This window comes from Streptomyces sp. JLYT201, assembly GCF_059448825.1.
Window position 1 is genome coordinate 5,626,790 of the sequence record NZ_CM182551.1, and the last position, 13,967, is coordinate 5,640,756.

The following is a 13,967-nucleotide window of genomic DNA, read 5'->3' on the forward strand; positions in this document are numbered from 1 at the left end:
TGTCCGGGAACAGGAAAACGATCGAGCCGCACGGCAAGTTCCCGTGCGGCTCGCTCCGTTGAGGCTCCGAGTGCGCCGTTCGGGGCGCCACGCGCGCCCCTTTTGTGGCGGTGTCCGTCAGGCCCGTGTCACTCGGCGCTGCCCGCCGTCCACTGGCTCCACGACATGTTCCAGCCGTTCAGGCCGTTGTCGGGGGCGATGGTCTTGTCCGGCGAACCCTTGACCGTCACGATGTCGCCGATCAGCGAGTTGTCGTAGAACCACTTGCCCATCGTGTCGCCCTGCGCCCCTTGCACATCCTGGAGCCCCACACAGCCGTGGCTGGTATTGGTGCTACCGAAGATGGAGGGCGAGCTCCAGTAGTTGCCGTGGATGAACGTGCCGGACGTCGAGAGGCGCATGGCGTGCGGCACGTCCTTGATGTCGTACTCGCCGCCGAAGCCGACCGTCGAGCCGTTCATCCGCGTCTGGACGAACTTCTCGGAGATCACCATCTGGCCGTTGTACGTGGGGTTCTGCGGGCTGCCCGCGGAGATCGGGACGGACTTGAGGACCTTGCCGTCCCGCTCGACCGTCATCTTCTTGGCGCCCACGTCGACCGTGGAGACCTGCTTGCGGCCGATGGTGAAGGTGACCGTCTTGTCCTGGACGCCGGTGATGCCGTTGCCGCCCTTCACGCCGTCCAGGGCGATCTTCATCGTGACCTTGGAACCGGCCTTCCAGTACTCCTGCGGCCGGAAGTCCAGGCGCTGGTTGCCGAACCAGTGGCCGACGACCTTCTGCCCGCTGCTGGACGTGACCGTGATGTGCGACTGCACGTCCTTCTTGTTGGTGATCGCCTTGTCGAAGTTGAACGACACCGGCATGCCGACGCCGACGGTGGCGCCGCCGTCCGGCGCGTACGAACCGATGAAGCTGTTCGCCGACGACACCGTCGTGAATGTCGCGTTCTCCGTCGCCGGGCGGCCGTCGCCGTCCTTGGCGTTGGCGGTGACCTTGTACTTCGTGCCGCGCTCCAGCTGCGCCTTGGGCTTCCAGGTGCTGCCGTCGGCGGATATGGAGCCCTCGACCGCGGCGCCGGACGTCACCTGCGTCATCTTCACGCCGGTCAGCTTGCCGTCCTTGACCTTCACGCCGGTGGCGTTGATCGAGGCGTCGGTCGCGCCGTCCTTGGAGGAGATGGTTATCTGGGCGCCGGACGCGTCCTTGGCCGCCCCCGACTTCTTGTCGTCCTTGGCGTCGGCGTCACCGCCGCAGGCCGTCAGGGTCAGCGCGCCGACCGCTGCGAGCGCGGCGGTCGCCAGCATGACCCGCCGACGGCGACGGGGCTGAGGCTGCGCTGCAATGTCCGGCGTTGTCACGGGCTGCTCCCATTCGCTCTGCGTTCAGCACGTTCTTGGTATGTACGTGGTCTGATCCAGTACGGGTAAAGAGTCGACTGGTCGAGAATTGGTTCCGGGGCGCGGGTGTGAGCGCTGGCACATGGCTGCGCCCGCGGCTGTCCTCAAGGTCCTTCGGTTTGGCGGCACTTGAGGGGTTGAGGGCGCTATATGGGGCTTCGCCCCTTTCCCCCTTTGTTGGCCCTTCGGGCCTCGTCCTCAAACGCCGGACGGGCTGGAGTCCCCGGTTCTTCCCGGCCTCGTCCTCACATGCCGGACGGGCTGGAATCACCGGTCCTTCCCGGTCCCGTCCTCACATGCCGGACGGGCTGGGGTCACCGGACTTCCCGGCCTCGCCGCTCGCGCCGGTTTCGTACAGGCTTCGGTAGGACGGGAAGGTGCCGCCCGGGGTTTCCACCGGCTCTGCTGCCAGGAGGGCCCTGACGATCGCTCGCGTCACCATGTCCGCGCCCGCCGCCAGGATCTCGTTCAGTGCCAAGGGGTTCGCGGCGTCGAGTCGGTGCTCGCCGGTGGCCAGGGTGAACACCGTGTCGCCGTCGTTCAGCAGGTGCACCGGGCGCACGGCCCGCGCCATGCCGTCGTGCGAGGTGCCCGCGAGCTTCTGCGCCTGGGCCTTGGTGAGCTCGGCATCCGTGGCGACGACGGCGAGCGTGGTGTTCAACGGCGGCCGGCCGTTGCGCGCCGCGACCTCGGCCAGGCGCCGCCGGGCCGCCTCGTGGACCTCGGCCGCGGGCAGCCCGACCGGCGCTCCCTCGAAGAACCGCCCGTACAACGCCCCCGTCGCCGGATCCACCCCCGACCCCGCCGCGTTCGCCACCACCAGGGCGGCCACCGTGACGCCCGAGCCGAGGACCGTGCTCGCCGTGCCGACGCCGCCCTTGAGCAGGCCCACCACAGCGCCGGTGCCCGCGCCCACATTGCCCTCGGGCACCGCGTGACCGCTCGGGCGCGCCGCCGCGTCCTCCACCGCCGCCCGGCCGAGCGCCGCGTCGGGCCGCGCCCGGAACGCGCCGCCGCGCCCCAGGTCGAACACGCACGCCGCGGGCACCACCGGCACCACGTGCGCCCTCTCGGGCCCCACCCGCACCCCGCGCCCCTGCTCCTCCAGCCAGGCCATCACCCCGGTCGCGGCGTCCAGGCCGTACGCGCTGCCGCCCGTCAGCACGACCGCCTCCACCCGCTGGACCAGGTTCCGCGGGTCGAGCGCGTCCGTCTCCCGGGTGCCCGGGCCACCGCCGCGCACGTCCACGGCCGCCACGGCTCCGCCCTCCGGCGCGAGCACGACGGTCGTCCCGCTGAGCCAGCCGTCGCCCACCCGGTCCGCGTGCCCGACCCGCAGCCCCGCGACGTCGGTCAGTGCCCCGGCCGACCCGTCCCGCGTCCCTGCCTCAGGTGCGTCAGATGTCGTCATGCGGCATGCGTACCACGGGCTTCGCCGGAGGGGCAGGGCGCTCGGGACGGGCGGGTGCCCTCCCGCGGCGGCTTTCAGACGGCCTGCTCGGACCGCACCATCCGGGTCGTCAGCGTCACCCCGACCGCCACCGCGAGCGCCGCCACGACCCCCGCGGCGAGCACCGCCCAGCGGCCCGCGAACGTGCACGCCAGGATCACGACCGCCGTGACCGGAAGCACCAGTTGCTGCGCGAGCCCCACCTTGAAGTGGCGCGAGTGCAACAGCCACACCGCGAACATGTACACCGCCGCCGGAATCGTCACCGCCGCCGACGCCGCCGTCTCCGAGATGTGCGCCTTGCCGACCGCCTGCTCCACCGCCACCTCGATCCCCGCGCCGATCGCCGCGGCCGAACCGAAGATCACGTAGTGGCCGTAGCCCCAGAGGAACGCCTGCTGGTTGGAGCGGAGGTGGCCGTGGATCGGCACCACGAAGTAGATCCACCACGCGGAGAAGATCAACAGGAGTCCGCCGACGGCGATGGGCAGCAGCTCGCCGAGCGCGTCGTTCTCGTCGATGCCCGACTTCACCGCGATCGTCGCCGCGGAGATCGTCTCGCCGAGCATGATGATCGTGAACAGGCCGTACCGCTCGGCGATGTGGTGCGGGTGCCACGGCGTCGTCCGCGCCCGCTCCGCGATCGTCGGCACGGCCATCTCGGCGATCGCCATCACCAGGAACGTCCACGGCCGGGCGCCCTCCGGCAGGACGAGGAGGCCCAGCCAGCCCACCTGGCACAGCGCGACCCCGCCCGCGTAGCGCAGTGCCGTGCGCCGCTCGTCGCCCGTCGTCGAGGCCGCCGCCCGCAGCCACTGGGCGATCAGCGCGAGCCGCATGATCAGGTAGCCGAGCCAGAGGGCCAGGAACTGATGGTCCTCGAAGGCCTTCGAGACCCCGGCCGCGAGCACCAGGACACCGGCGATCTGGAGGAGCGTCACGACGCGGTACAGCGAGTCGTCGTTGTCGTACGCCGAGGCGAACCAGGTGAAGTTCATCCAGGCCCACCACACCGCGAAGAACACCATCGCGTAGTTGAGGACCCCGTCGCCCGGGTGTCCCTCGGCCACGGAGTGCACCAGCTGCACCCCGGCCTGGGCGACCGCGACCACGAAGCAGAGGTCGAAGAAGAGCTCCAGTGGTGTCGCCGCGCGGTGGGCCTCCTCCCGCCCGCGGGCGACCATCGGGCGCAGCGGCGGGGGAGGGGAGGCGGGAGCCGGACTCGCGGCGGAAGGAGTGGACATCATGGGGCAAGAACAGCAGAGCCGGGCGGCCCGAAGGACCGGGGCGAGCCGTGTCGGAGCGGGAGCACCCGGGTGGGCGGCGACGACGCTCCGCCAGGCGCCGGGCCGTGGCGGTGGCGCGCTGGGCCGTGGTGGTGACGCGCCGGGCCACGGTCGCCACGGGCCGGGCGGGATGCGTGACGCGCCGGGCCGGGGCCGTCGTGGGCCGCGCCGGGTTCGTCACGCCCCGGGGCGCGGCCCGCACATGCCGGGCCATGGCCACCGCGGGGCCGGGGCGGCGGGGGCGGACGTACGCTGGAGTCATGAGCACCGCCCCCGCCCCCGAGGCGCGCGACCCCGAGGACGCCACGCCCCGGCAGGCCCCCAAGAAGCCCGCCAGCGCGCTGATCTTCGACGATCCGCTGTCGCAGCAGTCCGCGGACGACTCGGACCGCGGCTGGGGCGAGCGGCCGACGGCGAGCGGCGACAGCGCCGCCGATCTCGCCCGCTTCCTGGACGAGAAGCCGCCCCACCACATCTGAGCCCGCGCCGCCGCCCGCGCGGCGCGGGCCCGTGGCCCCGCTAGCGCGCGTCGCCGCCGCTCTGCCCCGTCCCGCCGCCGCCCGCGCCGCGCTGGGCGACCAGGGCGTCGCGGATCTCCTTGAGCACCTCCAGCTCCGTCACTTCGATGACCTCCTGCGTGCCTTCCTTGGCCGCCTGGCGCGCGGTCTGCTTGGCCAGGTACTTCGACATCGGCAGGACCATGAGGAAGTAGACGACGGCCGCGGTGATCAGGAAGCTGAGGGTGGCGCTGAGCACCGAGCCCCACATGATCGGGATGCCGCTCACGGCTTCGCCGTTCTTCACCACGCACGGGTCCTTGAGACACGAGCTGTAGTGGTCGAGGTCCTTCGTCCCGAAGGCGCCCACCAGCGGGTTGATGACGCCCTTCACCACGGAGTTCACGACGCTCGTGAACGCGGCGCCGATGACGACCGCGACCGCCAGGTCGACGACGTTGCCGCGGGTCAGGAAGGCCTTGAAGCCCTGCCAGACGCTCGGTTCCTTCTTCTCGCTCACCACTAGGCCTTTCGTTGCAAATGCGGGTTGTGCGGCAAACCGCTTCGCAACCTACGGCAGCGCCCGGCAGCCCTGTCCACTTCCGTAACGCGAACGAGCGACTTGACAGGGGATCAGTCGTCTGCCCGGGCTTGCGGTTCATCGCAGCGTCACCGCGAGGCGTGCCGTGGCACTCGCTCCCGCGAGCCGTGCCGCCGTCGCTCCCGGCACGGAGAGGACGACCAGCGCCCCGGCCCCGGTCGTCCCGTCGGCGGTCTCGGGCACCTCGGGCACCTCGGCCACCCGGGCGTTGGCCGCGATCACGCGGGGTGCGGCGCCGCGGCCCGTCGCCGGGTCCTCCGCCGCGACCACGTCCACGCGGTCGCCGGGGCGCAGCAGGCGTGCCGTCGCCGCGTCCGCGATCCGGACCGGGGCGGTTACCGGCCGGGCCGCCCGCCGCACCGGCCCCGGGCCCCGGTCCGTCCCCTCGGCGGTCACGGACGCGGCGGAGCCCCCGGGCCGCCCGCTCCCGGCGTCCCGCGGGCCCGCCGCGGCGAGCGCGGCCGCGGTCATCGCCAGCCCCACGGCCACGGCCCGCCTGCGGTGCCGGGCGAGCCGCCGCAGCCGCTGCCGCCCGCCGCGCACGTGGACCGGGGAGAAGTGGGGCACCTGGCAGGGCGGTGGCGGGGCGCCCCCGCCTCCACCGCCGCCGGGCCCGGACCCGGGCCGCGCCTCGGGCCCGGGCCGCGCCCCGGACCCGTACGCCACGGTCCGGGCACCGGACCAGGTGCCGGTGTGCGTACCGATGTGTGAAGCGTCCTGCGTCATGACGACCACCGCCCGCCGTGAGGATGTCGGACCGATGAGCTCGGATTCCGATCCCACGATGCGGGCCCGCCGCCGATCCCGCTGAGCCCCGTGCGCTACCGCCCGGTTGTGGACAACTCCCTCACCCGAAGGGCACGTTCCGCCTAGGTCCACGCGAAGCCGCCCAAGGCCGCGCAAGCCTGCCGAAGGCCGCCCGCGCCGCCCAGCCCCGCCCGCGCCGTCGAGGCCCCAGCGCCGCCCGCGCCGCCCAGCGCCGCCCGAGGCCCCAGCGCCGCCCGAGGCCCCAGCGCCGCCCAGCGCTACGGCAGCCGGAACCCCGGATCCATCCCGCCCAGCGCCCCCACGCACAGACAGTCCCGCTCCCCCTCGGCCGGCAGCCCCGCCACCGCGTCGAAGAGCACCGTCCGCAGCCGGTCCACGTTCGCGGAGAAGACCCTCAGGACCTCGTCGTGGGAGACGCCCGCGCCCGACTCCGCGCCCGCGTCCAGGTCGGTGACCAGCGTCAGCGACGTGTAGCAGAGCTCCAGCTCCCGGGCGAGCGCCGCCTCGGGGTGGCCGGTCATGCCCACCACGGACCAGCCCTGCGCCGCGTACCAGCGCGACTCCGAGCGGGTCGAGAACCGCGGGCCCTCGATCACCACGAGCGTCCCGCCGTCCACCGGCTCCCAGTCCCGGCCGCGCGCGGCCTTGAGCGCGGCGGCCCGCCCGGCCGGGCAGTACGGGTCGGCCAGCGACACGTGCACCACGTTCGGCACGCTGCCGTCGGGCAGCGGAAGGCCGTCGAAGTACGACTGCGGGCGCCCCGACGTGCGGTCCACGAACTGGTCGGGCACGAGCAGCGTCCCCGGCCCGTACTCGGGGCGGAGCCCGCCCACCGCGCACGGGCCGAGCACCTGTCGCACGCCCAGGGAGCGCAGGGCCCACAGGTTGGCGCGGTAGTTGATGAGGTGGGGCGGCAGATGGTGGCCGCGGCCGTGGCGGGGCAGGAAGGCCACCCGGCGTCCCGCTATGTCGCCGAGGAAGAGGGAGTCGCTCGGGGCGCCGTAGGGGGTGTCGACGTGCACTTCGGTCACGTCGTCGAGAAAGGAGTAGAAGCCCGATCCGCCGATGACGCCGACATCGGCCTGCTGCGCGTTCGCCGTGTTCACCATGGCTCGCACAGTAGCCGTACGGGGAAACGGCCGGGAGTACGCCGAAGGCCCCGCCGTCCTGGGGACGGCGGGGCCTTTCGGAGTGCTGAGAACCGGCGCGCTACGCGGCCGAGGAGCTCGACGAGGTGGTGCTCGACGCCTTGGAGTCCGAGGACGACGAGGAGGAAGACGAAGACGAAGCGGACGACTTCGAAGACGACGAAGAAGACGAAGACGACGACGTCGACGAAGACGCGGGCGAGCTGCTCGACGACGAGCCGCGGCTGTCGTTGCGGTAGAAGCCGGAGCCCTTGAAGACGATGCCGACCGCCGAGAACACCTTCTTGAGGCGTCCGTCGCAGTTCGGGCACACGGTCAGGGCGTCGTCCGTGAACTTCTGCACCGCCTCGAGGCCCTCGCCGCACTCGGTGCACTGGTACTGGTACGTCGGCACTTGCTTCCTCCTGGCACTCTCACTCGATGAGTGCTAACGACGGTCCATAGTGACGTATTCCGCGGGTTCAGTCCACCGCCACCGGTACGCGGTGACCCACGCCACGTGCGACGGTCCGGCCCGTGCTGGGGGGCGTGAGCCGCGAACGCAGGGACAGGAGCACGGCCAGGGCGAGCGCGGTGCCGCCGAGCGGGACCAGGAATCCGGCGCCGTCCCAGAGGCGGTCCTCCAGCTGTCCCGCCACCGTGACGGCGGCGGCCTGCCCCAGCGCGACGGCGCCGGTGAGCAGGGTGAAGGCCTCCGTACGGGCGGTCGGCGCGACCAGGCTGTCGACCAGCGTGTAGCCGGTGATCAGGGCGGGCGCGATGCAGACGCCGACGAGCAGGCCGAGCCCGGCCAGCAGCAGCACGGACTGCGCGGCCCACAGGCCCGAGGCCATCAGGGTCAGCGCCGCGTACCCGACGACGAGGCGCCGCTGCGGGGAGACCTTCCAGGCGAGGGCGCCGCAGACGATCCCGGAGAGCATGTTGCCCGCGGCGAAGGTGCCGTACAGGACGCCGTTCAGACCGGGACGGTCGATGGACTCGGTGAAGGCGGCGAGGGAGACCTGCATGCCGCCGAAGACGGTGCCGATGCCGAGGAACGTCACGATCAGTACGCGCACACCGGGCACCCGGAGCGCCGAATCGTGCTTCACGCGTGCGTGGGCTTCGCCCGCGGCGGCCGGCTGCGGCTGGGTGCTCTTCTGGGCGGCGAACAGCAGGCCGCCCATCAGGGTCAGGCCGGCCTCCGTGAGGAGTCCGGCGGCCGGGTCGACGCCGGTGCACAGCGCGGTCGCCACCAGCGGGCCGAGCACGAAGGTCAGCTCGTCCGTGACGGACTCGAAGGCGGCCGCCGTCTGGGCGAGCGGAGAGCCCTGGAGCTGCACGCCCCAGCGGGCCCGCACCATGGGGCCGATCTGCGGCGTCGAGGCACCCGTGGGCACCGCGGCGACGAAGAGGGCCCACAGGGGGGCGTCGGACAGCGCGAGCACGGTGAGGGTGACGCCGGACGCCGTGTGCACGAGCACGCCGGGAAGGAGCACGGCGCGCTGCCCGAACCGGTCGGCGAGCTTGCCGCTGAAGGGGGCGAACAGCGCCATGGAGACGCCGGTGACGGCCGAGACGGCGCCGGCGGCGCCGTACGAGCCGGTGGTGTGCTGCACGAGCAGCACGATGGAGATGGTGAGCATCGCGAACGGCTGCCGCGCGGCGAAGCCGGGGAGCAAGAACGTCCAGGCGCGGGGGGTGCGCAGCAACTGCCCGTAGCCCGGGCGGGAGTCAGTGACCGTGGACGCCACGGCCCATGCCTTTCTGCTGCCTGGTAGCGCGCCCGTGCGGGGGCGCCGAGAGCTGTCCTCTAGCGCAGAACTGCGGTAGATACCGGGCAGCCCACTGCGAGGGCGCCGCGGCCGCCATACGGTCGCGCCAGCTCTGCGTCAGACAGAGTTGGTTCGATCAGTGTCGGTGCGTGGATCCCGGTACGCGCTCCGCCGACGCTTGTGCAGCGCGCTGACGGGACGTGCCGAGTGCGCCTTCATCGTACAGGTACATCACAAATGAGGCCTGTGATGACGAGAAGTGAGACGGGTGACACCTGGGAATCCCCGGCCGCGCGCCCGGGGGGCCCGGGAATCCGCCCGCGGCGCCCTGCACGCCCGGGATTCCCCCGGCCGCGCCTTGGCAGCGCCACCGGCCGCGCCGGGCCGCACCCCGCGGCCGCACCCCGCGGCCGCACCCCGCGCACGGTCGCACCCCGCGCCCGACACGGCTACCGCTGCGCGCCCTGCACCCCGAGCCAGCCCGCGAGCTTGCCGCCCTGGGCCACCGCGCGCAGCCGCTTCTCGGCCGCGTCGCGTGCCGGTTCGGTCGCCACCACCAGGAGCTCGTCGCCGTGCCGGAGGACCGTGGTGGGCAGCGGCACGAACGAGGTCTCGTCCCGTACGACGAGGGTCACGGCCGAGCCCGCGGGCAACCGCAGTTCGTTGACCTCGACGCCGTGCAGCCGTGAGCCCTCCGGTACGGGTACCGAGAGCAGATGGCCGCGCAGCCGCTCCAGGGGGGCCGATTCGATGCCGAGGTCGGAGGCCGTCGTGCCCTTGCCGAGGTCGAGCAGCTTGGCGAGCCCCGGCAGGGTGGGGCCCTGGATCAGCGTGTAGACGACGACCAGGACGAAGACGATGTTGAAGATGCGCTCGCTGTTCTCGACCCCGTTCACCATGGGGATCGTGGCGAGGATGATGGGCACGGCGCCGCGCAGGCCCGCCCAGGACATCAGCGCTTTCTCCTGCCAGGCCATCCTGAAGGGCAGCAGGCTCACGACGACCGAGACGGGCCGCGCGACGATCGTCAGGACCAGGCCGATGAGCACGGCGGGCCAGATGTCGTCGAGCAGCGTGTGCGGCGTGACGAGCAGGCCGAGCAGGACGAACATGCCGATCTGCGCGATCCAGCCGAGCCCCTCGGCGAAGCCCCGGGTGGCGGGCCAGTGCGGCAGCTTGGCGTTGCCGAGGACCATCGCGGCGAGGTACACCGCGAGGAAGCCGCTGCCGTGGGCCATGGCCCCGGCCGCGTAGGAGGTCACGGCGATGGCCATCACCGCGATCGGGTAGAGGCCGGAGGCGGGCAGAGCCACGTGGCGCAGGCCGTAGGCGCCGAGGCAGCCCACCGCGAGGCCGATGGCGGCGCCGATGGCGAGTTCCAGGGCGATCTCGCCGATGAGGACGTACCAGTGGTCCACGGGGCCGGCGGCCGAGAAGGCCACGACGAGGATCACCACGGGGGCGTCGTTGAATCCGGACTCCGCCTCCAGGACGCCGGTGACCCGGGAGGGGAGGGGGACCCTGCGCAGGACGGAGAAGACCGCGGCCGCATCCGTCGACGAGACCACCGCGCCGATGATGAGCGCCTGCCGCCATTCGAGCCCGACCAGGTAGTGCGCGCCCGCAGCGGTCACGCCGACGCTCACCGCGACGCCCGCGAGGGCCAGGGACGCGGCCGCGGGGAGGGCCGGTTTGATCTCGCCCCACTTGGTGCCGAGGCCGCCCTCGGCCAGGATCACGACGAGTGCCGCGTAGCCGATCACCTGGGTCAGCTGGGCGTTGTTGAACGTGAGGTTGCCTATGCCGTCCTGGCCCATGGCGACGCCGATGCCGAGGTACAGCAGCAGGCTGGGCAGTCCGCTGCGCGAGGAGATGCGCACGGCGGCCACCGCGACGAGCAGGACGAGCGACGAGACGAGCAGGAGCTGGTTGAGGTCGTGGACAGACAGGGGCGTTCCTTCCGTCGTGCGAGCCGTAATGCTTCGTTACTTTACCTAAGTTTTAACGCTTCCTTGACGTGGGCCCCTGTACTTCTTCCACAGTGAGCGAACTTTCGTTCGATGTCTCTTTCCGACTCCGCGTCCGGGGCCGTCTCGCCCTGCGCCTATGGTTGCTCCAGCACTCCAGGACCCGCCCATGCCCCGAACTGCCGCTCGCGAAGGACAGCAAGGACAGCGATGCCCTCCACCACCACCGCCCCTTCCGGCGCCAAGCCCGGGAAGAAGAAGGGGCGCCGCGCCCGACTGATCGTGATCCTCCTGGTCCTGGCCGTCGTCGGCGGCATCGGCTTCGGCGCGTACTGGAGCATCAGCACCGTCCGCGCCTCCTTCCCGCAGACCAAGGGCACCATCGACCTGAAGGGGCTGAAGGGCCCGGTCGACGTCAAGCGCGACGGCAACGGCATCCCGCAGATCTACGCCGACTCCGCCGAGGACCTCTTCATGGCCCAGGGGTTCGTGCAGGCGCAGGACCGCTTCTGGGAGATGGACGTCCGCCGCCATATGACCTCCGGGCGGCTCTCCGAGATGTTCGGCAAGAGCCAGGTCAAGACCGATGAGTTCCTGCGCACCCTCGGCTGGCACCGGGTGGCGAAGAAGGAGTACGACTCCAAGCTCTCGCCCGAGACGAAGAAGTACCTCCAGGCGTACGCCAAGGGGGTCAACGCCTACCTCGACGGCAAGGGCGGCAAGGAGATCTCGCTCGAGTACGCGGCGCTCGAGTTCAAGAACGACTACAAGCCCCAGAAGTGGACGCCGATCGACTCCGTGGCCTGGCTCAAGGCCATGGCCTGGGACCTGCGCGGCAACATGCAGGACGAGATCGACCGCTCCCTGATGACGAGCCGCCTCGGCCCGTCCCAGATCAAGGACCTGTACCCGGACTACCCGTACGACCGGAACAAGCCGATCGTCCAGGAGGGCGCGTACGACCCGGTCACCGGGAAGTTCAGCAGCGACGCCACGGACGACTCCCAGACGCAGTCCGGCACCGGCACCGGCACCGGCACTGGTACCGGTAGTACCGGTACCGGGAGTACCGGCACGGGCACCGGCGGCACGGTGGGCACGGGCACCGGCACCGCGGGCACCGGTGTCGCGGGCGGGACCCCGTCCCCCAACGGCCTCCAGTCGCAGCTCTCCGGCCTCTCCGACGTGCTCGACGAGGTCCCGGACGCGGGCCTCGGCTCGAACGGCAACGGCATCGGCTCCAACTCGTGGGTCGTCTCCGGCGCGCACACCATCACCGGCAAGCCCCTGCTGGCCAACGACCCGCACCTGGCGCCGCAGCTGCCGTCCGTCTGGTACCAGATGGGCCTGCACTGCCGCTCGGTCTCGGCGAAGTGCCAGTACGACGTCAGCGGCTACACGTTCTCCGGGATGCCCGGCGTGGTCATCGGCCACAACCAGGACATCGCCTGGGGCATGACGAACCTGGGCGCCGACGTCACGGACCTCTACCTGGAGAAGTTCAGCAGCGACGGCTACCAGTACGACGGCAAAACGGTGCCCTTCAAGTCGCGCGAGGAAAAGATCAAGGTCGCGGGCGGCAAGACCAAGACGATCACTGTTCGTGAGACCAGCAATGGCCCACTGATCTCCGACCGTGACGAGGAACTTCGCAAGGTCGGCCGGAAGGCCCCGGTCGACGCGGTGGCTCCCGACCGCGGCGATGGCTACGGCATCTCCCTGCGCTGGACCGCACTGACGCCCGGTAAGTCCATGGACGCCGTCTTCGAGCTGAACCGGGCCAAGGACTTCCAGGAGTTCCGCAAGGCAGCCAGCTCCTTCGAAGTGCCCTCGCAGAACCTGATCTACGCCGATACCAAGGGTCACATTGGCTATCAGGCGCCGGGCAGGATCCCCAAGCGTGGCGGAGGCAGCGACGGTTCGCTCCCGGCACCGGGTTGGGACTCCAAGTACCGCTGGAAGGGCTACATCAAACAGGATGAACTCCCTTGGGAGTACGACCCCAAGCGCGGCTACATCGTCACCGCCAACCAGGCCGTGGTCAGCGACAAGTACCCGTACAAGCTCACGACGGACTGGGGCTACGGCGCGCGCAGCCAGCGCATCGAGGACCTGATCAGGGCCAAGACCAAGAACGGCGGCAAGATCTCCACGGAGGACATGCGGCTGATGCAGACCGACAACAGCAGCGAGATCGCACGCCTGCTCGTGCCCAAGCTGCTCAAGGTCGACATCGGCGACAAGCACGTCCGTGAGGCGCAGAAGCTCCTGGAGGGCTGGGACTACACCCAGGAGGCCGACTCGGCGGCGGCCGCGTACTTCAACGCCGTCTGGCGTTCGATCCTGCAGCTCTCCATCGGCAACAAGCTGCCCAAGGAGCTGCGCGTCAAGGGCCAGTGCCTGTGGGTGGAGCGCACCAGCGACACCCAGCCCGCCGACGAGGACAAGAAGGTCCGCGAGTGCGGCGAGCGCGACGCGGACTCGGCGCAGCCCGACGGCGGCGACCGCTACTTCGAGGTCATCCGCAAGATCCTCAACGACGAGGACAACGACTGGTGGAAGACCCCGGGCAACCGCACGGACAAGGAGACGAAGAACCGCGACCAGCTGTTCGCCCGTGCCCTCGCGGACGCCCGCTGGGACCTGACGGCCAAGCTCGGCAAGGACATCGACACCTGGAGCTGGGGCCGACTGCACCGGCTCACGCTGAAGAACCAGACGCTCGGCACGGACGGCCCCGGCTGGATCCAGTGGGTGCTCAACCGCGGCCCCTGGAAGCTCGGCGGCGGCGAGGCCACGGTCAACGCCACCGGCTGGAACGCGGCGGGCGGCTACGACGTCATCTGGGTGCCGTCGATGCGGATGGTGGTGAACCTGAAGGACTTCGACAAGTCCAAGTGGATCAACCTCACCGGCGCCTCGGGCCACGCCTACAGCGACCACTACACCGACCAGACCAGCAAGTGGGTCAAGGGCGAGCTGCTGCCGTGGTCCTACTCCAAGAAGGGCGTCGACGACAGCACGAGCGACACCCTGGTGCTCAAGCCCTGAGCCGGAGCTGAAGCCCGCACGGGCAGGTGACGCGAAAGGGCCCTC

Annotated in this window: 11 protein-coding genes; 2 read left to right on the top strand and 9 right to left on the bottom strand. The window is 71.3% G+C overall.

The window, feature by feature from the left end; all coding sequences use genetic code 11:
* Positions 1-128: 128 nt before the first annotated feature.
* The 3 genes from AC5WAM_RS23590 to AC5WAM_RS23600 form a co-directional block, all read right to left on the bottom strand.
* On the bottom strand, positions 129-1,361 hold the full coding sequence (locus AC5WAM_RS23590) for a L,D-transpeptidase (RefSeq protein WP_366791639.1): 1,233 nt from the start codon (positions 1,359-1,361) through the stop codon (positions 129-131).
* A 331-nt stretch (positions 1,362-1,692) separates the two neighbouring features.
* A complete protein-coding gene (locus AC5WAM_RS23595; RefSeq protein WP_495518720.1) occupies positions 1,693-2,811 on the bottom strand; it encodes a P1 family peptidase in 1,119 nt (372 codons plus the stop codon).
* Between the two features lie 74 nt (positions 2,812-2,885).
* A complete protein-coding gene (locus AC5WAM_RS23600; protein WP_366791641.1) occupies positions 2,886-4,097 on the bottom strand; it encodes a low temperature requirement protein A in 1,212 nt (403 codons plus the stop codon).
* 299 nt (positions 4,098-4,396) lie between these two features.
* On the opposite strand from AC5WAM_RS23600, the gene AC5WAM_RS23605 reads away from it, so the two are divergent.
* Complete coding sequence (locus tag AC5WAM_RS23605; RefSeq protein WP_366791642.1) at positions 4,397-4,615, top strand: hypothetical protein; 219 nt, start codon at positions 4,397-4,399, stop codon at positions 4,613-4,615.
* A 40-nt stretch (positions 4,616-4,655) separates the two neighbouring features.
* Here the strand turns inward: AC5WAM_RS23605 and mscL are convergent, their stop codons facing one another.
* From mscL to AC5WAM_RS23635, 6 genes are all read right to left on the bottom strand, one after another.
* Complete coding sequence (gene mscL, locus AC5WAM_RS23610; protein ID WP_366791643.1) at positions 4,656-5,153, bottom strand: large conductance mechanosensitive channel protein MscL; 498 nt, start codon at positions 5,151-5,153, stop codon at positions 4,656-4,658.
* Between the two features lie 138 nt (positions 5,154-5,291).
* Positions 5,292-5,960 carry an RcpC/CpaB family pilus assembly protein gene (locus AC5WAM_RS23615; protein WP_495518721.1) on the bottom strand — a complete coding sequence of 223 codons (669 nt, stop codon included), beginning with the start codon at positions 5,958-5,960 and terminating at the stop codon, positions 5,292-5,294.
* Positions 5,961-6,259: 299 nt separating this feature from the next.
* Positions 6,260-7,111, bottom strand: coding sequence for an S-methyl-5'-thioadenosine phosphorylase (locus AC5WAM_RS23620; protein WP_495518722.1), 852 nt, complete (start codon positions 7,109-7,111; stop codon positions 6,260-6,262).
* Positions 7,112-7,211: 100 nt separating this feature from the next.
* Positions 7,212-7,544, bottom strand: coding sequence for an FmdB family zinc ribbon protein (locus AC5WAM_RS23625; protein ID WP_495518723.1), 333 nt, complete (start codon positions 7,542-7,544; stop codon positions 7,212-7,214).
* A gap of 67 nt (positions 7,545-7,611) precedes the next feature.
* Entirely contained in the window at positions 7,612-8,883 is a 1,272-nt protein-coding gene (locus AC5WAM_RS23630) for an MFS transporter (protein ID WP_495518724.1), read from the bottom strand.
* Between the two features lie 470 nt (positions 8,884-9,353).
* Complete coding sequence (locus AC5WAM_RS23635; RefSeq protein ID WP_495523640.1) at positions 9,354-10,853, bottom strand: potassium/proton antiporter; 1,500 nt, start codon at positions 10,851-10,853, stop codon at positions 9,354-9,356.
* Between the two features lie 228 nt (positions 10,854-11,081).
* Between AC5WAM_RS23635 and AC5WAM_RS23640 the strand changes: the two genes are divergently transcribed.
* The gene (locus AC5WAM_RS23640; protein WP_495518725.1) at positions 11,082-13,922 is read left to right on the top strand and encodes a penicillin acylase family protein; all 2,841 of its coding nucleotides are present in this window, start codon (positions 11,082-11,084) and stop codon (positions 13,920-13,922) included.
* Positions 13,923-13,967: the final 45 nt, after the last annotated feature.